Origin of the sequence: Rhodococcus sp. D-6, assembly GCF_040256695.1 — a bacterium.
GTDB classification, from domain to species: Bacteria; Actinomycetota; Actinomycetes; order Mycobacteriales; family Mycobacteriaceae; genus Rhodococcus; species Rhodococcus pyridinivorans.
Map to the genome: position 1 here is coordinate 1,798,470 of NZ_CP132970.1, position 21,077 is coordinate 1,819,546.

Consider the following 21,077-nt stretch of genomic DNA (forward strand, 5'->3'; position numbering starts at 1 on the left):
GCGCAACCCCATCCCCTACTCCCGTCGGCACATAGGATTCCGTAACCTAACTCCGAAGGCCTTCGCGTTCCCCACGATCCGCGACGACCCGAACCGCACCACCGCCTTCCCGAGGAGCACCCCGCGCCCGTGACCGTCACCCCCCACGCCCCACCGGACGCCGACCCGACCGCCCCGCCCCGCCCGGGACGCCGGATCGCCGCCGTCCTGTGCGACCTCGCGCTCCTCGCCATCCCCCTGCTCATCGGCGCCCTCGTCGTCGACACCCTCGCCGACGCCAACGGCGGCGGCCAGACCGACCGCATCGTCTTCGGCGGCGCCGCCCTGGCCGCCGCCGCCGGACTGCTGTGGTGGAACCACGGCTACCGCGCCGGCCGCACCGGCCAAAGTCTGGGCCTGCAGTGGACCGGGCTCGTGCTGCGCGACCGCGCCACCACCGGACCGGCCGGCACCCGCCGTGCCCTGCTGCGCCGCGGCACCGAGATCGTCACCGAACGCCACGCCCGCCACGACGAGTTCACCCCGCGCCCCACCGACGGCAACGTCGCCGCCCTGCGCCGCCGGCGCCTGCTCGGCCTGGCCGCGCTGCTCGTACTGCTGGTGCTCGGCGCGCTCGCCAGCATCGCCGTCGGCGCCCGCCCGATGACCTTCGCGGAGGTCTTCCACGCCCTCGTCGTCAACGACGGCTCCGAAACCGACGTGATCGTGCATTCGCTGCGCATCCCCCGCACCCTGCTCGCGCTGCTGGTCGGCACCGCGCTCGGCGTCGCCGGCGCACTGATCCAGGGGCACACCCGCAACCCGCTCGCCGACGCCGGTCTGCTCGGCATCAACGCCGGCGCCGCCTTCCTGGTGGTGCTGTCGATCTACCTGTTCGGGCTCTCCACCCCGGCGCAGTATCTGTGGTTCGCCTTCGCCGGGTCCGCGCTCGCCAGCATCGTGGTGTTCGGATTCGCGTCCATCGGCAACGGCGGCTCGAGTCCGCTCAGTCTCGCGTTGGCGGGCGCGGCGGTGGCGTTCTTCCTGCAGGCGATGATCCAGACCATCGTGCTGCTCGACCAGACCAGCCTCGACGGCTACCGCTTCTGGGTGGTCGGCTCCGTCGCCGGCCGCGGCATGGACGTCTTCTGGCAGGTGTTGCCGTTCATCGTCGTCGGACTGCTCGTCGCGCTCGCCTCCACCCCGGCCCTGAACCTGCTCAGCCTCGGCGAGGACGTCGCCCGCTCGCTCGGCACCAACGTCGTCACCACCCGGGTGATCGGCATCGCCGCGATCACCGTGCTCACCGGCGCCGCCACCGCCGCCTGCGGACCCATCGCCTTCGTCGGATTGATCGTCCCGCACATCGCCCGCGCGGTCACCGGCCCCGACTACCGCTGGCTCGTGCCCTATGCCGGGCTGCTCGGCGGGGCACTGCTCGTCCTCGCCGACGTCGTCGGCCGCATCGTGGTGCGCCCCGGCGAACTGCAGGTCGGCATCGTGCTCGCCCTCATCGGCGCCCCCTTCTTCATCGCCCTCGTCCGTCGCCGGAAGCTGGTGGCCTTGTGAACGACACCCCCACCCCGTCCCTCGACACGAACGAGCCGACGACGGACAAGCGCCGCTCACCCGCGCAGGTCTCCACCCGCGTCCCGGGCCGGCCCGCCTTCCGGCTCGGCTCCGTCTCCGTCGTCTGGCGTGCCCGCATGGTCATCGTGTGCGCGCTGATCGTCGTCGCCACCGCGGTGCTGCTGTCGATCTCCCTCGGCCGCGGCGACTACCCGCTCAGCCCCCTGCAGGTCGTCGAGGTGCTCCTCGGCGGCGGGGAACGCCTCGACCGGTTCATCGTCTTCGACCTGCGCCTGCCGCGCGGGATCGCCGCCGTGGTCGTCGGCGCCGCCCTCGCGGTCTCCGGCGCCATCACCCAATCGGTGTCCCGCAACGCCCTGGCCAGCCCCGACATCCTCGGCATCACCGCCGGCGCCTCCGCTGCCGCCGTGGCCCTGATCGTCGTCACCAGCGGCGGTTCCATCGTCGGACTGCTCGCCACCCTCGGATTGCCGATGTCGGCGCTGCTCGGCGCGCTGCTCACCGCCACGGTCATCTATCTGCTGGCCTGGCGGCGCGGCGCCGACGGCTTCCGGCTCGTGCTCATCGGCATCGGCATCAACGCCATGCTCATCGCCCTGACCCAGTGGATGCTCGTCTCCGCCGACATCAACGACGTCAGCCGCGCCCAGGTGTGGCTGACCGGCTCGCTCAACGGTGTCTCCTGGAGTCAGGTGGTGCCCGCCGCGATCGCGCTGCTGCTCGTCGGCGGCTGGGCCGCGACCGCCTCCTTCACCGTCGGGGCGCTGCGCCTCGGCGACGACACCGCCCGCTCCCTCGGCGTGAAGCTGCAGACCCAGCAGGCGCTGCTGCTCGTCGCGGCGTGCGCGCTCGCCGCCGTCGCCACCGCCGCCGCCGGCCCCATCGGCTTCGTCGCCCTCGCCGCCCCGCAGATCGCCCTGCGCCTCGTCGGCTCGGCGGGCAGCCCGATCATCGCCTCCGCCCTGACCGGGGCGCTGTTCGTCGTCGCCGCCGACCTCATCGCCCGCACCATCCTGCCGGTGCCGCTGCCCGTCGGCCTGGTCACCTCCGCACTCGGCGGCCCCTTCCTGCTGTACCTGCTGGTGCGTTCCAACCGAAAGGTCTCCCGATGACCGACACCCATCTGCCTGCCGTCCCGGCCCCCGGCCCGATCGAGCACGCGGCGCCGCGACTGGTCGCCGAGCACATCAGCCTCGGCTACGGCGAACGGCTCATCGTCGACGACCTGGACCTGTCCATCCCCACCGGGGTCGTCACCACCGTCATCGGCCCTAACGGCTGCGGCAAATCCACCCTGCTGCGCGCGCTGAGCCGGCTGCTCAAGCCCCGCACCGGCACCGTGCTGCTCGACGGGCACGACATCACCACCATGCGCACCCGCGAGGTCGCCCGGGTGCTCGGCATGCTGCCGCAGGCCCCCGTCGCGCCCGAAGGGCTCACCGTCGCCGATCTGGTCTCCCGCGGCCGGCACCCGCACCAGTCGTGGTTCCGGCAGTGGTCCTCCGACGACGAGGACGAGGTCGCCATCGCCCTCGAACGTACCGGCATCGCCGACCTCGCCGACCGGCCCATCGACGAACTGTCCGGCGGGCAACGGCAACGCGCCTGGATCTCCATGGCGCTCGCACAGGGCACCGACATCCTGCTGCTCGACGAACCGACCACCTATCTCGACCTGGCGCACTCGGTGGAGGTCCTCGACCTCGTCGACCGGCTGCACAGCGAACTCGGTCGCACCGTGGTGATGGTGCTGCACGACCTGAACCTCGCCGTGCGCTACAGCGACCACCTCGTGGTGATGAAGGACGGCCGCGTCGTCGCCTCCGGGGTGCCCTCGGAGGTGATCTCCGTGGAACTGCTGCGCGAGGTGTTCGACCTCGACGCCTCGGTCATCGACGATCCGGTGTCCGACCGGCCGCTGATCGTGCCCATCGGCACCCGCCACGTCTACGGCGCCGCCGGAGGTCCCCACCGGAGGTGACGATGGTCCCACCGCAGGTCAGAACCTACGACTGGGGGTAGTACGCACATTCGTCGGAGAAATCCGTAGAATCGACCCATGGCAGCACTCGGCGAACTCGAACGCGCAGTGATGGACCACCTGTGGTCCACCCCCGAACCACAGACCGTCCGGCAGGTCCACGAAGCCCTCTCGGCTCGACGCAACCTCGCGTACACCACCGTCATGACGGTCCTGCAGCGCCTCGCCAAGAAGAACCTCGTCATCCAGCAACGCGACGACCGCGCCCACCGCTACCTGCCGGTGCACGGCCGCGACGAACTCGTCGCCAGCCTCATGGTCGACGCCCTCGACCAGGCCGACGAGACCGCCGGCCGCGCCGCCGCCCTCGTCCACTTCGTCGGCCGCGTCGGCGCCGACGAAGCAGCCGCCCTGCGCGCGGCGCTGGCGAAACTCGAAGCGCAACACGGCGACGACAGCACCGGCCACGACACCGAGCGGGCCGGCTGACACACTCGATGTCATGAACGCGACCACGGCGCTGTTCTTCGGAACCACAGCGCTTCTCCTCGCCGGTCCGGTGCCGGGGCTGCTCGCCCGCGCCACCTGGCCGCACCGCAACCCCCGGGCCGCCCTCGTGCTGTGGCAGTCCGTGGCCCTGGCGGCGGTGCTCTCCGCGTTCTCCTGCGGCCTGGCCATCGCCGCCCGCCTCCTCGCACCCGGCGCCGACGGCCGACCCACCACCGGGCCCCTCGAAGAGATCGACGCCCTCGGTCTGCCCCTGTGGCTGACCTACGTCATCGTCTTCGCCCTGACCGTGTTCATCGGTGCCCGCCTGACCTTCTCCATGCTGCGCGTCGCGGTACGCACCCGCCGCCGCCGCTCCCGCCACCGCATGCTCGTCGACCTGCTCGACCGCCGCGAGAGCGGCGCCGCCGTCCGCCACCACCCGCACGTGCGGATCCTCGACACCGCCGACCCCATCGCCTACTGCCTGCCCGGGCTGCGGCACCGGGTGGTGCTCAGCGAAGGCACCCTCGACAACCTCGGCGACGACGAACTACGCGCGATCCTGCGCCACGAACACTCCCACCTGCGCGCCCGCCACGACCTCATCCTCGAGGCGTTCACCGCCGTCTACGAAGCGTTCCCCCGCGTCGTGCGCTCCGGCTCGGCGCTCGGCTCGGTCAAACTGCTCGTCGAGCTGCTCGCCGACGACTCCGCCGTCCGCAAGACCGGCCCCGCACCGCTGGCCCGCGCCCTCGTGGCCTGCGCCGGCGCCCACACGCCCACCGGCGCCCTCGCCGTCGGCGGACCGAGCACCGTGCTGCGCGTGCAGCGCCTCACCGGACCGGGGCCCAACCTCGGCATTTCCGCCGCCGCCTACACCGCCGCCGCCGCCATCCTCGTCGTACCCACCATCGCCGTGGCGGTGCCCTGGCTCACCGAACTGTCCCTGCTGCTCGGCCTCTGAGCCGCGACACGCCGCGCCGTTCGGCCCGCCCCGATTTCGATCGGCCCCCGTTTCGGGGGAAGCTGTAGACCATGACCGTCGAACGCACCGAAACACCGCAGGCCCAGATCGGCGTGACCGGACTGGCCGTGATGGGCTCGAACATCGCCCGCAACTTCGCCCGCCACGGCTACACCGTCGCCCTCCACAACCGCAGCATCGCCAAGACCGACGCGCTGCTCGCCGAGCACGGCAGCGACGGCACCTTCGTCCGCACCGAAACCATCGACGAATTCGTCGCCGCCCTCGAAAAGCCGCGCCGCGTCCTGATCATGGTCAAGGCAGGCGACGCCACCGACGCGGTCATCAACGAGCTCGCCGACGCGATGGAACCCGGCGACATCATCATCGACGGCGGCAACGCCCTCTACACCGACACCATCCGCCGCGAAGCCGCCCTGCGCGCCCGCGGCCTGCACTTCGTCGGCGCCGGCATCTCCGGCGGCGAGGAAGGCGCCCTCAACGGCCCGTCCATCATGCCCGGCGGCCCCGCCGAATCGTACGAGGCGCTCGGCCCGCTGCTCGAAACCATCGCGGCCCAGGTCGACGGCACCCCCTGCTGCACCCACATCGGCCCCGACGGCGCCGGCCACTTCGTGAAGATGGTTCACAACGGCATCGAATACGCCGACATGCAGCTCATCGGCGAGGCCTACCACCTGCTGCGCGACGCCCTCGGCTACGACGCCGGGCAGATCGCCGACGTCTTCGCCGACTGGAACACCGGCACCCTCGAGTCCTACCTCATCGAGATCACCGCCGAGGTGCTGCGCCAGACCGACGCCGCCACCGGCAAACCCCTCGTCGACGTCATCGTCGACGCCGCCGAACAGAAGGGCACCGGCCGCTGGACCGTCAAAGCCGCCCTCGACCTCGGCGTCCCCGTCACCGGCATCGCCGAAGCCGTCTTCGCCCGCGCCCTGTCCGGCTCCCGCGACCAGCGCGCCGCCGCCCGCGGCCTTGCCGCCGGCAACCTCGGCGCCGCCCCCACCGACGCCGCGCAGTTCACCGAGGACATCCGCGCCGCCCTGTACGCGTCGAAGATCGTCGCCTACGCGCAGGGCTTCGACCAGATCGCCGCCGGCAGCGCCGAATACGGCTGGAACGTCGACCGCGCCGCGCTCGCAACGATCTGGCGCGGCGGCTGCATCATCCGCGCCCAGTTCCTCAACCGCATCAAAGAGGCCTACGACGCCGACCCGGCCCTGCCCAGCCTGATCCTCGCACCGTACTTCCGCGACGCCATCGAGATCGGCATCGACAGCTGGCGGCGCGTCGTGGTCACCGCCACCCAACTCGGCATCCCCGTCCCGGCCTTCGCGTCGTCGCTGTCCTACTACGACGGGCTGCGCGCCGACCGGCTGCCCGCCGCCCTCACCCAGGGCCAGCGCGACTTCTTCGGTGCCCACACCTACGAGCGCACCGACAAGCCCGGCAAGTTCCACACCCTGTGGAGCGGGGACCGCTCCGAAGTGCAGGCCTGACCCGATGACGGGCACGGCAGTCGCCGTCCTGTGCGCACTCGCCGCCGCCGCGCTCATCGCGGTCGGCAGTGTCGCGCAACAGACCTCGGCCGCTGCCGTGCCCGACACCGACTCCTTCGTCGGCTCGCTGCTGCGCAGCCCCCGCTGGTGGGCGGGCATCCTCGGCGACGGCGGCAGCTACGTACTGCAGGTCATCGCGCTCGTCTTCGGATCGGTGCTGCTCGTCCAGCCCCTGCTCGTCGCGTCACTGCTGTTCGCGTTGCCGCTCGCCGCCGCCACCACCGGCCGCCGCGTCACCCGCACCACCTGGCTACTCGCCGGCGCACTGTGCGCGGCGCTGGCGATCTTCCTGCTCGCCGGCAACCCCAGCGAAGGCACCGGAGATGCCGCCGCCGCCCGCTGGGCGCTGCCGCTCGGAACGGTGCTCGCCGTCACCGCCGCCGCAGTCGTCGTCGCCCTCCTCTCCCCGCGACGGCGGGCACTGTCGTTCGGGATAGCCGCCGGCGTCCTCTACGGCGTGACCAGCGCGTTCACCAAACACGTCACCGACCTCGCCGAACACGGCATCCCGCAACTGCTCGGCTCGTGGCAGACCTGGACACTCGTCGCCGCCGGCGCCACCGCGATCTACCTGCAGCAACGTGCCTTCCAGGCCGGATCGCTCACCGCATCGCTGCCCGCCCTGACCGTCGGCGAACCGCTCGCCGCGATCGTGCTCGGCATGACCGTGCTCGGCGAACACCTGCGCACCGACGGCCCCGGACGGATCCTCGTCAGCGCCGCCGTCGTCGTGATGCTCGTGACCACCGTGGCGCTCTCCCGCGCCCAGGCCGCCGACACCCCCGCCGACGCCGCGGCTACGCCCGCCCCAGCACCGCCACCAGAAACTCCGCGTCATCGCTGAACGGCCGCAGATCCCAGGTCGACAACCGCACCTGCACCGCCAGACCCGCCTGCTGCGCATCGGCGAAGAACTCCTCGAACGGATACTCACGGCCCGCCCCGAAACCGATCACCCCCCGGCCCTGCGGCGCCAGATGCGCCGCGAAATTGCGCAGCACCGCCACCCGGGTCGACGGCGCCACGAAGGTCATCACATTCCCCGCGCACACGATCACATCGAAATCGGCGTCGACACCGCGGGCCGGCAGATCCAGCTCGGCCAGATCCCCCACCAGCCACCTCGGCCCCGGATGATCCTCCTCCGCCGCCGCGATCAGCACCGGATCGACATCCACCCCGACCACACTGTGCCCGGCCCGATGCAGATAACCGCCGAGCCGGCCCGGCCCGCACCCTGCGTCGAGGATCCGCGCCCCACGCGGCACCATCGCATCGATCAACCGGGCCTCCCCGACAGTGTCCTGCCCCTGGGCGACCATCGCACGGAACCGTTTGACGTACCACGACGAATGCGCCGGATTCTCCGCCACGATCTCCTCCCACCGGCTCGGCACCCGCTCGCCGCCACCGTGTTCCGGACCCTCGCCGCCGCTCATCCACGCTCCTTCGTTCCACCGGGACACCTGCTCGATCCCCACCGTAGGCGCCGCGCCGTCACCGGCACCGCAACACACGGCAACCACCCTCAGTAGAATCGGTACCCGTCGAAACCACTTCCGGCAAGCAGACACCGTCCGCGACCGGACCCGACGAGAGGACACCGGTGCCCGCGGCACCCACAGCCACCCCACCGCCCGACACCTCCTCCCCCTGCACGGAGTGCGACTCCGGGCCGGAAGGATCCTCTATCGGGCCGGGGCACCACCCCGGCCACCACCCCGCCCGGCAGGACCGCCTCTGATGTCCGTCCTGCTCGATATCGTCGCGCTCCTCGGCTTCGTGGCGCTCACCGCAGGCACCGCCCTGTTCGTCGCCGCCGAGTTCTCCCTGACCGCCCTCGAACGCAGCGCCGTCGACGCGCACGCCCACGACGGCGACCGGCGCGCCCGGCAGGTCCAGCACGCGCACCGCACCCTGTCGTTCCAGCTGTCCGGCGCCCAGCTCGGCATCACCATCACCACACTGATCACCGGCTATCTCGCCGAACCGATCCTCGCGCAGTTCTTCACCCCGCTGTTCGACGCGATCGGATTGAGCACCTCCGTCGCCTCGACCGCCTCGCTGATCCTCGCGCTGCTCATCGCCACGTCCTTCTCCATGGTCTTCGGCGAACTGGTCCCCAAGAACATCGCCATCGCTCGGCCCATGGGCACCGCCCGCGCCACCGCCGGTCTCCAACTGGCGTTCTCCCTGCTGTTCCGCTGGGCGATCCTCGGACTCAACGGCGCCGCCAACCACATCGTGCGGCGCTTCGGCATCGAACCGGCCGAGGAACTGCGCTCAGCGCGTTCCCCGCAGGAGCTCGGTTCGCTGGTGCGCGCCTCGGCCCGCAGCGGCACCCTCGACGAGCACACCGCCCGCCTGGTCTACCGATCCCTGCAGTTCGGGGACCGCACCGCCGAGGACCTCATGACCCCGCGCAGCACCGTCGAGAGCCTCGACCGCAACGCCACCGTCCTCGACCTCATCGAACTGTCCGCCCGCACCGGCTACTCCCGCTTCCCGATCGTCGACGGCGACCTCGACGCCCCGCTCGGCGTCGTGCATGTCAAGCACGCGTTCACCGTGCCCGGCCCGGCGCGCGGCACCACCGCCGTCGGCGCCCTCGCCCGCCTCGTGCCCACCGTGCCGACCAGCCTCGACGGCGACACCGTCATGGAACGGGTGCGCTCGGACGGCATGCAGGTCGCGCTCGTCGTCGACGAATACGGCGGCACCGCCGGACTGATCACCATGGAGGACCTCGTCGAGGAGATCGTCGGCGACGTCCGCGACGAACACGACGAGACCGAACTCGACGCCCACCGCGACGGAGAGGGCTGGTCGTGCACGGGTCTGCTGCGCACCGACGAGCTCGCCCAGCTCACCGGCTACCGCGCCCCCGACGGCGACTACGAGACCCTCGCCGGGCTGATCCTCACCGAACTCGGCCGCATCCCCGAGGTCGACGACGAGATCCAGCTGCCGCTGCGCCGCGGCGAACGCGACCTCACCTGGTACGCGCGCATCCTCGAGATGGACGGGCACCGCATCGACCGGGTGCTGCTCGTCCCCGGCGCCGCCCCCGACCCCGAGAACCCCGACGGCGACAGCGATGGGGACAGGGACGACAGCGACGACGCCCCCGCTGCCGACGAGGGTGGTGAGCGTCGATGAGCGACTGGTTCGCGATCGTCCTCGCCGTTCTGCTGCTCGCCGGCAACGCCTTCTTCGTCGGCGCCGAGTTCTCCCTCATCACCGTCCGACGCGACCGGCTCGAGACACTGCTCGCCCAGGGCAAGACCCGCGCCCGCACCGTCATCCACGCCGGCGAACACCTCTCGCTCATGCTCGCCGGCTCCCAGCTCGGCATCACGATCTGCTCGATCCTGCTCGGCCGCGTCGCCGAACCGGCCATCGCGCACCTGATCGAGGTACCGCTGCATGCGGCCGGGGTGCCCGACGCGCTGCTGCACCCCATCGCGTTCACCATCGGGCTCACGATCGTGGTGGTACTGCACATCCTGCTCGGCGAGATGGTGCCGAAGAACATCGCCATCGCCGGCCCGGAACGCGCCGCGATGCTGCTCGTGCCGATCCACCTGCTGTTCATGCGACCCGCCCGGCCGGTCATCGCCTTCTACAACCTGTGCGCCAACGCCACCCTGCGCGCGGCGCACATCGACCCGAAGGACGAACTCGACACCTCCGTCTCCGCCGTGGAGCTCACCGAGATGATCGGTGAATCCCGCTCCGAGGGGCTGCTCGACGCGGAGGAACACAAGCGCCTCACCCGTGCTCTGGCCACCGGCGACCGCACCGTCGCCGACGTGATGATCCCGCTCGCCCGGGTGCGCACCGTCCCGCACACCGGCGCGGGCCCGACCCTCGGCGACGTCGAGCACGCGGTCACCACCACCGGCTTCTCCCGGTATCCCACGCGCCGACCCGACGGCACGATCACCGGCTATGTGCACATCAAGGACGTGCTCGATCTGGTGCGGGAACAGTCCACCGGTCCCGAGACCGTCATCCCTACCGCGGTGATCCGGAAGCTGCCGACCATCGGGATCGGTGACGGTCTCGACGAGGCGCTGGCCGCGCTGCGCCGCAACAACGCGCATCTGGCCGGGGTGACCGACACCACCGGAACGCTGCGGGGCATCGTCGCGCTCGAGGACCTCGTGGAAGAGTTCGTCGGAACGGTCCGCGACGCCACCCACCGGGTCGCGGATCCGCTGGGCAACCGCCCCCGCACCACCGCACCCCGATCGACCGAACGAGAACCATGACCCGCTCCCTGTCCGTGACCGACCGCCCGGCGATCCTCACCGAGAACGAGTGGACCGCGCGGCGCGACGCCCATCACGCCGCCGTGGACGAGCTGCTCGCCGGGCATCTCGAACGACGCGCCGCCGGCCGCACCCATCCCGTGCACGACTTCCTGTTCACCTACTACAACCTGCGGCCGAGCCAGCTGCGGCGCTGGCATCCCGGTTACGGCACCGTGCTGCTCGGCGCGGCCGCGGTGCGCGGCTACCGCGACCATCCGGGCTACGAGCGGGTCACCGTCGACGGGCAGCCGGGGGTGCGGGTGGGCCGGGAGGTGCTCGACCGGCGCGCCGACACCGTCGACTTCGTCGCGGGGCTGCTCACCGCGACGGCCTCCCGGCCGCCGCAGCTCGGCTGCTTCGGATTGCACGAATGGGCGATGGTGTACCGGGCGGGAGCCGACGGGGTGCGGCACTCGTCGGTGCCGTTGCGGCTCGGCCATACCGGAACCGACACAGTGGTGGAATCAATGCAGCTCCGATGTACCCATTACGATGCGTTCCGGTTCTTCACCCCCGACGCCGTCCCACGCAACGCCACCGAACTGACCCGCGACCAGCAGGTACGCACCGAGCAACCCGGCTGTCTGCACGCCGGCATGGATCTGTACAAGTGGGCGTACAAGCTGCTGCCCCTGACGGATTCGGAGCTGACGGTGCGGTGCCTGCGACACGCGTCCGCAGCCCGTGAATTGGACATGCGGGCGAGCCCGTATGATCTCGAGGACTACGGCTACTCGCCCATCAGGATCGAGACTGCCGCAGGACGCGCACAGTACGTCCGCGAGCAGTCGGCGCTCACCCGTCGCGCCGCAGCTCTGAGAGAAGAGCTGGTGAATCGATGTACCGTCCTGCAGACGCACAGAACCACTGCGTCCGTTACTACCGGCGGGTAACATAATCGACGATTCCGTGTGGCCGGGACGTTTCCGGCCGCACAGCAACCGGAAAGAGTGAGGGTGATGACAGAACGCGTGCAGGTCGGCGGACTCCAGATCGCGCAGGTTCTCTACGACTTCATCAACAACGAGGCCATCCCCGGCAGCGGGGTCGACGCGGACACCTTCTGGGCGGGTACCGACAAGATCGTCCACGACCTCGCCCCCAAGAACCGGGCACTGCTCGCCAAGCGTGACGACCTCCAGGCCAAGATCGACGGCTGGCACCGCGACCGCGCCGGACAGCCCCACGACCCCGTCGCCTACAAGGCCTTCCTCGAAGAGATCGGCTACCTCGTCCCCACCCCCGAACCGTTCACCATCGGCACCGAGAACGTGGACACCGAGATCGCCGAGACCGCCGGTCCGCAGCTCGTCGTGCCCGTCCTCAACGCCCGCTTCGCGCTCAACGCTTCCAACGCGCGGTGGGGATCGCTCTACGACGCGCTCTACGGCACCGACGTCATCCCCGAAGAGGGCGGCGCCGAGAAGGGCACCGGCTACAACAAGGTCCGCGGCGACAAGGTCATCGCCTGGGCCCGCGACTTCCTCGACAAGGCCGCACCCCTCGCGCAAGGCTCGCACGCCGACTCCACCGGCTACAGCATCGACGGCACCGAACTGAAAGTCACCCTCGAGGGCGGCACCGTCACCGGACTCGCCCAGCCCGACAAGCTCGTCGGCTACCTCGGCGACAAGGCCACCCCCTCCTCGGTGCTGCTGCGCAACCACGGTCTGCACATCGAGATCCAGATCGACCCCGAATCCCCCATCGGCAGCACCGACGCCGCCGGCGTCAAGGACGTCGTCCTCGAATCCGCCGTCACCACCATCATGGACTTCGAGGACTCCGTCGCCGCCGTCGACGCCGACGACAAGGTCGTCGGCTACCGCAACTGGCTCGGCCTCAACCGCGGCGACCTGTCCGAGTCCTTCGACAAGGGCGGCAAGACCCTCACCCGTAAGCTGAACCCGAACCGCGTCTACACCGCCCTCGACGGCAGCGACCTCGAACTGCACGGCCGCTCCCTGCTGTTCGTCCGCAACGTCGGGCACCTCATGACCAACCCCGCCATCCTCGACCGCGACGGCAACGAGATCCCCGAAGGCATCCTCGACGCGCTCATCACCAGCCTGTGCGCCATCCACGGCCTGCACATCGACGAGGACCACGGCCCGCTCGCCAACAGCCGCACCGGCTCGATCTACATCGTCAAGCCCAAGCAGCACGGCCCCGAGGAATCCGCCTTCACCACCGAACTGTTCGGCCGCGTCGAAGAGGTCCTCTCCCTGCCCACCAACACCCTCAAGGTCGGCATCATGGACGAGGAGCGACGCACCACCGTCAATCTCGCCGCCTGCATCAAGGCCGCCTCCGACCGCGTGGTGTTCATCAACACCGGCTTCCTCGACCGCACCGGCGACGAGATCCACACCTCCATGGAGGCCGGACCCGTCGTCCGCAAGGCCGCCATGAAGCAGCAGCGCTGGATCGCCGCCTACGAGGACTGGAACGTCGACACCGGCCTCGCCTGCGGCCTGCAGGGCAAGGCCCAGATCGGCAAGGGCATGTGGGCCATGACCGACCTCATGCGCGACATGGTCGAGCAGAAGATCGGCCAGCCCAAGGCCGGCGCCAACACCGCCTGGGTACCCTCACCCACCGGAGCCACCCTGCACGCCACCCACTACCACGAGGTCGACGTCTTCGCGGTCCAGAACGAGCTCCAGGGCAAGAGCCGCGCCACCGTGGACGACATCCTCACCATTCCCCTCGCCGAGAACCCCAACTGGTCCGCCGAGGAGAAGCGCGAAGAACTCGACAACAACTGCCAGTCCATCCTCGGCTACGTCGTGCGCTGGATCGACCAGGGCGTCGGCTGCTCCAAGGTCCCCGACATCCACGACGTCGCGCTCATGGAGGACCGCGCCACCCTGCGCATCTCCAGCCAGCTCCTCGCCAACTGGATCCGCCACGACGTCGTCACCGCCGACGACGTCGTCGCCTCCCTCGAGCGCATGGCCCCCGTCGTCGACCGGCAGAACGAAGGCGACCCCGGCTACCGGCCGCTCGCCCCGAACTTCGACGACAGCATCGCCTTCCAGGCCGCCAAGGAACTCATCCTCGAAGGCACCACGCAGCCCAGCGGCTACACCGAGCCGATCCTGCACCGCCGTCGCCGCGAGTACAAGGCCAAGTACGCCTGACCCGCACACCGACACCACAGGGCCCCGATCCACACGGATCGGGGCCCTGCCCGTCCCCGCACCGCGCGGCGGAGCCGGATCACATCCCGCCCCTCACTAGACTCGACCATCGGATCGACGAACGAAACGAGGCGGACACGACGTGAGCGGGCGACATCGCGGTAGCGGACGACGAGGAATCAGCACCAGCGTCATCGTGGTCACCCTAGGCGTAGTACTCTCCCTGCTCGCCGTCCTCGGCTGGTTCCGCCTCCGCGACAACATCGACAACCAGGCCACCGCCGCCGCCGAAACCTGCGTCGAAGGCGACACCGTCCTGCACATCGCCGCCGACCCCCTCATCGCCCCCGCCCTCACCGAACTCGCCGAACAATGGACCGACGGCGGCGTCCGCGTCATCCGCGACCACTGCGTCACCGCCGAGATCACCGCCGTCGACAGCCTCGCCGCCGCCGACACCCTCGGCACCGACGCCTGGGATCCGACGCTCGGCCCCGAACCCGCCCTGTGGGTACCCCTCGACACCCGTATGAGCGCCCGCGCCGCCGACGCCATCGACGGCACCCCCCGATCCCTCGCCACCTCCCCGGTCGTGCTCGCCGTCCCCACCGACCTCGGCCGCGCCCTCACCACCGCCACCGTCCGCTGGCAGGACCTGCCCCGACTCCAGAACGACCCCGCCGCCATGCGCGAGAGCGGACTCGACATCTGGGGCACCCTCGGCCTCGCCCTGCCCACCGGCACCCAGACCCACGCCACCACCCTCGCCCTCGAAGCCGTCACCGCCGCCACCACCGGCATCGGCGCCGGACCGGTCACCCTCGAACAGGCCGCCACCCCCGCCGCCATCACCGCCGTGAGCACCCTCGCCCTCGGCGCCGACACCCTCGGCGCGGTCGGTACCACCGCCGACACCCTCGCGGCGCTCGGCACCCACCCCGACACCGCGGCCCCGATCCACGCCGTGCCGGTCATCGAACAGCAACTGCACCGCGCCCTCACAGATGGACAGGTCCGCGGCCTCACCGGCCACCTGCCGATCGGCGTCGCGCCCGTCGTCGACTTCCCCACGGCCGTCGTCGACGCCCCCTGGGTCGACGAGACGCTCGCCCGCGCCGCCGCGGAGTTCACCGACTACGCGCGGCGCCCCGAGCAGGCCGGCATCCTCACCGCCCACGGTTTCCGCACCGCCGACGCCGTCCCCGAACCCGCCGGGGAACTTCCGCTGCCCCGCGTCGACACCGTCCTCGCCCCCGCCGACCCCACCGTCGACGACGTCCTCGTCGCACTGCGTCTCGCCCCGGTGTCCCCGCGCAAGGTCACGATGGTCGTCGACACCTCCACCTCCATGGGCACCCCCGCCGGCGACGGCACCCGCCTCACCGCGACCGCAGGCGCCGTACGCGAGGCCATGCGTCGCGCGTCCATCAACTCGGTGATGGGCATGTACGTCTTCGCCGACACCCCCGAGGGACACCGCGTCGCCGTCATCCGCGACGGGCTCACCGCAGCCAAGCGCGCGGCGATGTCCTCGATCCTCGACGACATCGATCTCGTCGACCGCGAACCCGTCTACGCCACTCTCACCGCCGCCTACCGCGACGCCGTCGACAACTACGACCCGGGCCGACCGAACTCCGTACTCGTCGTCGTCGACAGCGACGACCCCGACGAAGCAGCCGCCCGCGACCTGCGCGCCGCGATCGATGAACTCTCGTCCCCCGAGACCCCCGTGCGGATCGACGTCGTCGTCCTCGGCGACCGCGCCGACCTCGTCCTCGAACAGGCCGCCGAAGCCACCGACGGCAGCCTCACCGTCGTCGACACCACCGACCCCGCCGATCTCACCGACCTCCTCCGAAAGCTGACGTCCTGACGTGCTCCGACTTCTCGTCGTGGGGGTCTTCCTTGCCCTCCTCACCTACCTGCTGCATCGACGACTCGTCCGGGCACCCGGCCTGCCGCGACCTGCCGCACTCGCCGCCGATCTCGTCCTCGTCGTCCTGTTCGTGCTCACGCTCGGCGCCTCCGGGGTGGGCACGGTGCTCGATCCTGCCTGGGCCCGCCCCATCGGGTTCCTCGGCTGGAGTTGGTTGGCGGTGGTGCTGTACCTGATGCTCGGGCTCCTGCTCATCGGAGTCGCGTTGTTCGTCGCCCGCCTCGCCCGACGCGGGCAACCCCGGCCGATCACCGAGGACGGCACCGTCGAGACCCCGCGACGGGGGCTGCGTATCGCGACCGCCGTGCTCGTCGTGGCCGCGGTCGCCGCCGTCGGATACGGCACGATCGAGGCCGACCGGCCGCAGATCGTCACTGTGCCCGTCGCCCTGCAGGACCTGCCTGCCGGCTTCGACGGTGCCCGCATCGCGCTCGTCACCGACCTGCACGTCGGACCCTCCCGCGGAGCCGACTTCGTGCAAGGTGTCGTCGACCTCGTCGCCGAGGAGCAACCCGACCTGATCGTGCTCGGCGGCGACCTCGCCGACGGCACCGTCGAACTCGTCGGCTCCGATCTCGAACCGCTCCGGCAACTGCAGGCCCCGCTCGGGGTGTACGGCGTCAGCGGCAACCACGAGTACTACTCCGACGACGCCGAATCGTGGCTGAACCACTGGGAGACGCTCGGTGTACGCACCCTGCGGAACGACCATGTCGTCCTCGAGCGGGACGGCGACGTCGTCGCGCTCGCCGGCGTCCACGACTACACCGCCCCCGAACCGCACCACCCCGACATGCCCGCCGCCCTCGCCGGCATCGCGGACGGTACCCCGGTGATCCTCGCCGCCCACCAGCCGCGGCACGTCGACGAGGCACGCGAGCTCGGAGTCGACCTGCAACTGTCCGGGCACACCCACGGCGGACAGATGTGGCCGCTGCGGCCGTTCGTCTCCCTGGCCAACCCGACCGTCACCGGACTCGACCGCTTCGGCGACACGCAGATCTACACGTCCCAGGGCACCGGCGCGTGGGGACCGCCCGTGCGGGTCGGCACTCCACCGGAGATCTCCGTCCTCGAGCTGACCGCCGCGAACTGACGGCCTTGTCTTAGTGGTTCGGTGAGTTTCGTTGTAGGCAGGGAGACAATTCTGGTTTTCTATGATTTCCGTATCGTTCGGATTTATCCTATCGATGACGATGGCCGACGGACGTGTCCGTCGGCCATCCCCGGCATCAGCCGCTGTACGCCTCCAGGGGCGGGCACGCGCACACCAGGTTCCGGTCGCCGTGTGCGCCGTCGATACGCCGCACCGCCGGCCAAACCTTGGCTCGGCTCTTCCCCATCGGGAACACCGCGATCTCCCGCGAATACGGGTGGTTCCACTCGCCCACCAGGCATTCCGCGGTGTGCGGAGCGCCGCGCAGCGGATTGTCGTCCACCGGCCACTCCCCTGCCCCGACCCGGTCGATCTCACCGCGGATCGAGATCATCGCGTCGATGAACGCGTCGAGTTCGGCGATGTCCTCGCTCTCGGTGGGCTCGACCATGAGGGTGCCGGCCACCGGGAAGCTCATCGTCGGCGCGTGGAAGCCGTAGTCGGCCAGACGCTTCGCGACGTCGTCGACCGTCACCCCCGTCGCCTTCGTCAGCGGACGCAGATCGAGGATGCACTCGTGGGCGACCATGCCGGTCTCCCCCGTGTACAGCACCGGGAAGTACTCGTCGAGACGACGCGCGATGTAGTTGGCCGACGCGATCGCCGTCAGCGACGCGCGACGCAGCCCCTCGGCACCCATCATCTTGATGTACGCCCAGGTGATCGGCAGGATCGACGCCGATCCGTAGGGCGCCGCCGAGACCGGTCCCGCTCCCCCGAGTCCCGGCTCCGCCGGATGGCCCGGCAGGTACGGGGCCAGATGCGAACGGACGCCGATCGGGCCGACACCCGGACCGCCGCCACCGTGCGGGATGCAGAACGTCTTGTGCAGGTTCAGGTGGCTCACATCGCCCCCGAACTTGCCCGGCCGCGCCAGACCCACGAGAGCGTTGAGGTTGGCACCGTCGATGTACACCTGACCGCCGGCGTCGTGCACGGCACCGCAGATGTCGGCGATGTCGTGCTCGTACACACCGTGCGTGGACGGATAGGTGATCATGATCGCGGCCAGGCGCGCACCGTGGTCGGCGATCTTGGCGCGCAGGTCGTCGAGATCGACATCCCCGTTCGGGCGGCACGCGACGACCTCGACACGCATGCCCGCCATCACGGCGGATGCGGCATTGGTGCCGTGCGCGCTCGACGGGATCAGGCAGATGTCCCGATCGGTGTCGCCGCGATCGAGGTGGTAGTGACGGATCGCGAGCAGACCCGCGTACTCGCCCTGGCTGCCGGCGTTGGGCTGCAGGCTCACGGCGTCGTACCCCGTCACCGCGGCGAGCCAGCCTTCGAGGTCGGCGATGAGGCGGCGGATCCCCGCCGTCTGATCCGCCGGAGCGAAGGGGTGCAGACCCGCGAACTCGGGCCAGGTGATGGCTTCCATCTCGGCGGCGGCGTTGAGCTTCATCGTGCACGAGCCCAGCGGGATCATCGTCCGGTCGAGGGCGAGGTCCTTGTCGGACAGGCGCCGCAGGTAACGCATCATCGCGGTCTCGGTGCGGTAGCGGGTGAACGCCGCATGCTGCAGGAACTCGCTGGTGCGGGCAAGGGCCTGCGGCAGCGCCGTTCCCTCGGCGGCGTCCCCGGCGGTGACGCCGAAGGCGCGCAGGACCGCGTCGACGTGCGCCGCGGTGGTGGCCTCGTCGCACGAGATCGACACGTGATCGTCGTCGACCCGGTGCAGGTTGATGCCGGCCTCGAGGGCGGCGGCGAGCACGGCGTCGACACGCCCCGGGACGCGCACGAGGACGGTGTCGAAGAACTCATCGTGGACAACCTCGACGCCACCGGCGCGCAGACCGTCGGCGAGGCGGCGGGCGTGCCCGGCGACGCGGCGGGCGATGCCGGTGAGGCCTTCGGCGCCGTGGTACGAGGCGTACATGGCCGCGAGCACGGCGAGGAGCACCTGGGCGGTGCAGATGTTGCTGGTGGCCTTCTCACGGCGGATGTGCTGCTCACGGGTCTGCAACGCGAGGCGGTAGGCCGGGTTGCCGTCCGCGTCCACCGAGACACCGACGAGGCGTCCGGGCAGGGTGCGGGTGTGGGCGCTACCGACGGCGAGGTAGCCGGCGTGCGGCCCGCCGAAGCCCATCGGCACACCGAACCGCTGGGTGGTGCCGAAGCACGCGTCGGCACCCTGCTCCCCGGGCGGGGTGATCAAGGTCATGGCCAGCAGGTCGGCGCCGATGGCGACGAGCGCGCCGCGGCCGTGGGCTGCCGCGATGATCGGAGCGGCGTCGATGATGCGGCCCGAAGCGCCGGGCACCTGGAGGATCACGCCGAAGAACTCGCCCTCGGGAAGTCCGTCGGCAGCGAGGTCGACGGTGACGATCTCGATACCGAGCGGTTCGGCGCGGGTCGCCAGCACCGCGGCGGTCTGCGCGAACAGGTCGACGTCGACGACCAGGCGCGGGCTCTTGGACTTGCGGTTTGCGCGGCGCAGCAGGGTCATGGCCTCGGCAGCGGCGGTGGCCTCGTCGAGCATCGACGAGTTCGCGATCTCCATGCCGGTCAGGTCGGCGACCATGGTCTGGAAGTTCAGCAGCGCCTCGAGGCGTCCCTGGCTGATCTCCGGCTGGTAGGGGGTGTAGGCCGTGTACCAGGCGGGGTTCTCGATGATGTTGCGCAGCAGCACGGGCGGCGTGAGCGTGTCGTAGTAGCCGTGGCCGATCATCGACGTCGCCACGGTGTTCTGCGACGCGAGTGCCTTCAGTTCGGCGAGTACGTCGTGCTCGGAGCGGGGCGCGTCGAGGACGTCGAGGCCGGTCGGCACGTTGTCTGCACGGTCGTCGAGGATGGCGGCCGGCACCGCGGCGGTGGCGAGGGCGTCGAGGGAATCGACTCCCACGACGTCGAGGATCCGGTTCAGGCCGGCGGTGTCGGGGCCGATGTGGCGATCGGCGAAGTTCGAGGTGACGGCATCTGTCATCGCAGCTCCCGGGCTGGTCGGCGAGGTCCACATGCGCGCGGTCGCGCGAGGTGGTTCCTCCCCCTCTGTCGTGAGCTCGCGGAGCGAGCGCCTGAGAGATTCGGCCGGCCAGAGCCTTTCCCCGTGGGCGGGCGGGTGCTCCCGCCACTTTCCAGAGACGTCGGAGCTCACGCGGTCCCGGTTGCCTGAGAGATTGACGGGGAGGTGCTGCTCCTTCGGCGCCCGGCTCGGTGTCCGGGTCTCTCCCGCGTGATGGCGACGCGTCTTCGAGTCTAGTTCACGTCGCGGGGGTCGAAATACCGCAGGTGCGGAAAGTGCCGCCGGCGGTGGAGTGGAGCGGTCATGTGGTCGGCCGATGCGACATCAGTGGTGTGGTCAGCCGATGCGGCGGTTGATGCGTTCGCGGCGACGCGACGCCAGTTCGTCCTCGGGGCGTTCCTCGACGCCGCCGCCGTCGGCGCGTTCGGCGGGGAAATCGGCGATGCTGCCGGTGAGCTCGCGCATCGCGCCGCTCACCGCGATCCCGAAGACGCCCTGCCCGCCCTGCAGCAGGTCGACGACCTCTTCGGGCGACGTACATTCGTAGACGGTGGTGCCGTCGGAGAAAAGAGTGATCTTCGCGAGGTCGCCCACCCCACGGCTGCGGAGATGGTCGACGGCGACGCGGATGTTCTGCAGCGAGACGCCGGTGTCGAGCAGGCGCTTGACGATCTTGAGGACGAGGATGTCCTTGAACGAGTACAGCCGTTGGCTACCGGAACCGGCAGCCCCGCGGATGGACGGTACGACCAGATTCGTGCGGGCCCAGTAGTCGAGCTGGCGGTAGCTGATTCCTGCGATCTGGCAGGCGATGGGCACGCGGTAGCCGACGAGCTCGTCGGGCGCCGAGTTGTCCGGAAACAGGCCCGGTTGGATCTCGTCGGTCTCGTTCGTCCGCGGCGCCGGATTCGAGCGATCGCCGGAATCGACGCCGAGTGGCTGTCCCTTCGTCCGATCTCGCACTACTGA

General features: G+C 70.6%; 16 protein-coding genes and 1 riboswitch. Of the genes, 13 read left to right on the forward strand and 3 right to left on the reverse strand.

The features are described from left to right. Positions 1–129 precede the first annotated feature (129 nt). From RBB84_RS08465 to RBB84_RS08495, 7 genes are all read left to right on the forward strand, one after another. Positions 130–1,548, forward strand: coding sequence for an iron ABC transporter permease (locus tag RBB84_RS08465; protein WP_006552765.1), 1,419 nt, complete (start codon positions 130–132; stop codon positions 1,546–1,548). After that, the gene (locus tag RBB84_RS08470; RefSeq protein ID WP_019289597.1) at positions 1,545–2,681 is read left to right on the forward strand and encodes an iron chelate uptake ABC transporter family permease subunit; all 1,137 of its coding nucleotides are present in this window, start codon (positions 1,545–1,547) and stop codon (positions 2,679–2,681) included. Before RBB84_RS08465 ends, RBB84_RS08470 begins: the two co-directional genes overlap by 4 nt. Further along, positions 2,678–3,550, forward strand: a complete 873-nt coding sequence (locus RBB84_RS08475; protein WP_006552763.1) for an ABC transporter ATP-binding protein — start codon at positions 2,678–2,680, stop codon at positions 3,548–3,550. Before RBB84_RS08470 ends, RBB84_RS08475 begins: the two co-directional genes overlap by 4 nt. 78 nt (positions 3,551–3,628) lie before the next feature. Further along, positions 3,629–4,039 carry a BlaI/MecI/CopY family transcriptional regulator gene (locus RBB84_RS08480; protein ID WP_006552762.1) on the forward strand — a complete coding sequence of 137 codons (411 nt, stop codon included), beginning with the start codon at positions 3,629–3,631 and terminating at the stop codon, positions 4,037–4,039. Positions 4,040–4,052: 13 nt separating this feature from the next. Further along, a complete protein-coding gene (locus RBB84_RS08485) occupies positions 4,053–5,003 on the forward strand; it encodes a M56 family metallopeptidase (RefSeq protein ID WP_006552761.1) in 951 nt (316 codons plus the stop codon). Positions 5,004–5,074: 71 nt separating this feature from the next. Then, positions 5,075–6,526: an NADP-dependent phosphogluconate dehydrogenase gene (gene gndA / locus RBB84_RS08490; RefSeq protein WP_006552760.1), complete on the forward strand. Its 1,452-nt coding sequence runs from the start codon at positions 5,075–5,077 to the stop codon at positions 6,524–6,526. Between the two features lie 4 nt (positions 6,527–6,530). Then, positions 6,531–7,430 carry a DMT family transporter gene (locus tag RBB84_RS08495; RefSeq protein ID WP_024101095.1) on the forward strand — a complete coding sequence of 300 codons (900 nt, stop codon included), beginning with the start codon at positions 6,531–6,533 and terminating at the stop codon, positions 7,428–7,430. On the opposite strand, the gene RBB84_RS08500 is transcribed toward RBB84_RS08495, so the two are convergent. Next, complete coding sequence (locus RBB84_RS08500; protein WP_052040139.1) at positions 7,384–8,025, reverse strand: class I SAM-dependent methyltransferase; 642 nt, start codon at positions 8,023–8,025, stop codon at positions 7,384–7,386. The two genes, RBB84_RS08495 and RBB84_RS08500, sit on opposite strands and share 47 nt — an antisense overlap. 304 nt (positions 8,026–8,329) lie before the next feature. Between RBB84_RS08500 and RBB84_RS08505 the strand changes: the two genes are divergently transcribed. From RBB84_RS08505 to RBB84_RS08530, 6 genes are all read left to right on the forward strand, one after another. Beyond that, positions 8,330–9,745 (forward strand): hemolysin family protein, encoded by a 1,416-nt coding sequence (locus RBB84_RS08505; RefSeq protein ID WP_033098306.1) that lies wholly within the window; start codon positions 8,330–8,332, stop codon positions 9,743–9,745. Continuing rightward, positions 9,742–10,860 (forward strand): hemolysin family protein, encoded by a 1,119-nt coding sequence (locus RBB84_RS08510; protein WP_033098307.1) that lies wholly within the window; start codon positions 9,742–9,744, stop codon positions 10,858–10,860. The genes RBB84_RS08505 and RBB84_RS08510 overlap by 4 nt, the downstream gene beginning before the upstream one ends. Then, a complete protein-coding gene (locus RBB84_RS08515) occupies positions 10,857–11,795 on the forward strand; it encodes a hypothetical protein (RefSeq protein WP_064257024.1) in 939 nt (312 codons plus the stop codon). Before RBB84_RS08510 ends, RBB84_RS08515 begins: the two co-directional genes overlap by 4 nt. A gap of 66 nt (positions 11,796–11,861) precedes the next feature. Continuing rightward, entirely contained in the window at positions 11,862–14,045 is a 2,184-nt protein-coding gene (locus tag RBB84_RS08520; protein ID WP_033098309.1) for a malate synthase G, read from the forward strand. Positions 14,046–14,187: 142 nt separating this feature from the next. Next, positions 14,188–15,921 (forward strand): substrate-binding domain-containing protein, encoded by a 1,734-nt coding sequence (locus tag RBB84_RS08525; RefSeq protein ID WP_183079123.1) that lies wholly within the window; start codon positions 14,188–14,190, stop codon positions 15,919–15,921. 1 nt (position 15,922) lies between these two features. Then, positions 15,923–17,080, forward strand: coding sequence for a metallophosphoesterase (locus RBB84_RS08530; RefSeq protein WP_024101098.1), 1,158 nt, complete (start codon positions 15,923–15,925; stop codon positions 17,078–17,080). Positions 17,081–17,216: 136 nt separating this feature from the next. Here the strand turns inward: RBB84_RS08530 and gcvP are convergent, their stop codons facing one another. Then, positions 17,217–20,069 carry an aminomethyl-transferring glycine dehydrogenase gene (gene gcvP, locus RBB84_RS08535; protein WP_033098311.1) on the reverse strand — a complete coding sequence of 951 codons (2,853 nt, stop codon included), beginning with the start codon at positions 20,067–20,069 and terminating at the stop codon, positions 17,217–17,219. 162 nt (positions 20,070–20,231) lie between these two features. Further along, positions 20,232–20,327, reverse strand: a riboswitch (glycine riboswitch). Positions 20,328–20,444: 117 nt separating this feature from the next. After that, complete coding sequence (locus tag RBB84_RS08540; RefSeq protein WP_006552749.1) at positions 20,445–21,071, reverse strand: MerR family transcriptional regulator; 627 nt, start codon at positions 21,069–21,071, stop codon at positions 20,445–20,447. Positions 21,072–21,077: the final 6 nt, after the last annotated feature.

What these genes read in the sequence shown, in the direction of transcription:
- RBB84_RS08495 (WP_024101095.1), top strand. Translation starts at nt 6,531, where the DNA reads ATGACGGGCACGGCAGTCGCCGTCCTGTGCGCACTCGCCGCCGCCGCG.
- RBB84_RS08520 (WP_033098309.1), top strand. Translation starts at nt 11,862, where the DNA reads ATGACAGAACGCGTGCAGGTCGGCGGACTCCAGATCGCGCAGGTTCTC.
- RBB84_RS08475 (WP_006552763.1), top strand. Translation starts at nt 2,678, where the DNA reads ATGACCGACACCCATCTGCCTGCCGTCCCGGCCCCCGGCCCGATCGAG.
- RBB84_RS08485 (WP_006552761.1), top strand. Translation starts at nt 4,053, where the DNA reads ATGAACGCGACCACGGCGCTGTTCTTCGGAACCACAGCGCTTCTCCTC.
- RBB84_RS08500 (WP_052040139.1), bottom strand. Translation starts at nt 8,025, where the DNA reads ATGAGCGGCGGCGAGGGTCCGGAACACGGTGGCGGCGAGCGGGTGCCG.
- RBB84_RS08515 (WP_064257024.1), top strand. Translation starts at nt 10,857, where the DNA reads ATGACCCGCTCCCTGTCCGTGACCGACCGCCCGGCGATCCTCACCGAG.
- gcvP (WP_033098311.1), bottom strand. Translation starts at nt 20,069, where the DNA reads ATGACAGATGCCGTCACCTCGAACTTCGCCGATCGCCACATCGGCCCC.
- RBB84_RS08480 (WP_006552762.1), top strand. Translation starts at nt 3,629, where the DNA reads ATGGCAGCACTCGGCGAACTCGAACGCGCAGTGATGGACCACCTGTGG.
- gndA (WP_006552760.1), top strand. Translation starts at nt 5,075, where the DNA reads ATGACCGTCGAACGCACCGAAACACCGCAGGCCCAGATCGGCGTGACC.
- RBB84_RS08505 (WP_033098306.1), top strand. Translation starts at nt 8,330, where the DNA reads ATGTCCGTCCTGCTCGATATCGTCGCGCTCCTCGGCTTCGTGGCGCTC.
- RBB84_RS08510 (WP_033098307.1), top strand. Translation starts at nt 9,742, where the DNA reads ATGAGCGACTGGTTCGCGATCGTCCTCGCCGTTCTGCTGCTCGCCGGC.